Annotated in this window: 2 protein-coding genes; both read left to right on the top strand. The window is 51.8% G+C overall.

Annotated elements, in window-relative coordinates:
* The first annotated feature begins 364 nt into the window (after positions 1-364).
* Complete coding sequence (locus ACOCD2_RS19610) at positions 365-808, top strand: hypothetical protein (protein WP_293653179.1); 444 nt, start codon at positions 365-367, stop codon at positions 806-808.
* 241 nt (positions 809-1,049) lie between these two features.
* Positions 1,050-1,497, top strand: a 448-nt coding sequence (locus tag ACOCD2_RS19615) for a hypothetical protein (protein WP_293653178.1), incomplete at its 3' end; no start/stop codon positions are given.

Raw genomic sequence — 1,497 nt, forward strand, 5'->3', positions numbered from 1 at the left:
AATGAGGTTGTGGTTTCCAGCGTGGATGGTGATATCACAGTGGATAATTGCGGAGATTACATGGAAGCCCTTGGCGAGCAGCTGACGGATATCGACCTCGATCTGCTAGACAGCTTTTTCGGGTAATGCCATGGACGCGCTACGTATTGATTTTCACATGATGCCCGGTGCCCGAATCCATGATCCGGGGCACCTGATTCATCTCGGTGCCCTACTCGCTTAGGCACGGGTTGAGGAGGAACGCGACCGCAATCCAGATACCGACTTCAGCATCCAGGAGGATCTACCCCTTCAACGGCTTGTGCCGGATAACGGCCAGGAAGGAGCGGCTGTTTGGGCTGCCTCCGCCCTGGTTTTCGATCCGATGTTTAGGGAACAGCGCTACCTCTCACGAAAAACTGATGTTGCTAAGATAGCGGAACATCGCCGTAACGGTTACCTCCCTATTCAGGGAGATAAACTGGATACCGCCAGCGGCCCCTGGAAAGGTTACTCCCTCTTTGAGTCATTGGTCGGGGTAAATCAGATCCGCGCCTGGTGTATCGGTGATAAGTTCCGCGTTGAGACGCTGCTGTCCCGTATTACTCATATTGGCAAAAGGCGTTGCCGTGGCTATGGTGAAATCGAGCATATTGAAGTAACGCCAGATCCCGCCGCCCAAGACATGGTGTTTTGGCGGGTGTTGGGTTGGCCTCGTGACGGTTACGCCAAGACTCAGTGTGGAATCCGGCCACCGTACTGGAAACCTGCCATTGGCTACTATCCCAAACGTATTGTTTTGGACACAATCGCTGATTGTCGTTATTGACATCGTTCTTGGAACGATGGCTTTCGGGTTTCTTCCAACACTGGTCTAACAAGACCAGCTATTACTGCCTCTGCCTGCAACACCCTGATTATACACCGAATGATCCGGGCAAAATCTCGTGATTTTTTCGCAAATCGCCGAACCGCATAAAATCGCCGGATTTTGCGAAGTTTTGCGGCCGGCTTGCATATCAGCAATTGTGTGAATAATGAAAGTACCACTTATCAAACACGGAGTCACTATGTTTAAGTCTTTCAAAAAACGTATCCGCAACATCTTTCACTGTGAAAGCAAAGGCGTGCTTTCATCATTCGCGCTGAAAAACGCCAGAGACTGGCGCATCCAGTGCGATGAATCTGTGCCGCCCCATCATGCCGACTATTATGATATCGAGGTGCACCCTCGGGATGGCGCATCATTGGACATCTGCGTAACGCACCGCCAATACCCATCATTCGGTATGAGCCTCATTGTTGAGATCAATCAGGGTGTGCCTTGCATCCACGTTAGCAACGACGTGATGGGGGATAACGCACTCCATCTTTTCGCCACCCAGGAAGGAATTGCTGTCGCTCCTGATGACCCGATGATCGATATGGAGCGCCAACCCACGGGGCTGTATTACCCGGGTAGCGCGGATCGCAACACCCTGTTCTACCACTACCCGATTGATGACGTGCCGGATTATC

The sequence above is a fragment of the Thiolapillus sp. genome, from assembly GCF_048562965.1.
GTDB classification, from domain to species: domain Bacteria; phylum Pseudomonadota; class Gammaproteobacteria; order Chromatiales; family Chromatiaceae; genus Thiolapillus; species Thiolapillus brandeum_A.

Excerpts from the sequence above, each read along its gene's own strand:
- ACOCD2_RS19610 (WP_293653179.1), top strand. The coding sequence starts at position 365 with ATGTTTAGGGAACAGCGCTACCTCTCACGAAAAACTGATGTTGCTAAG.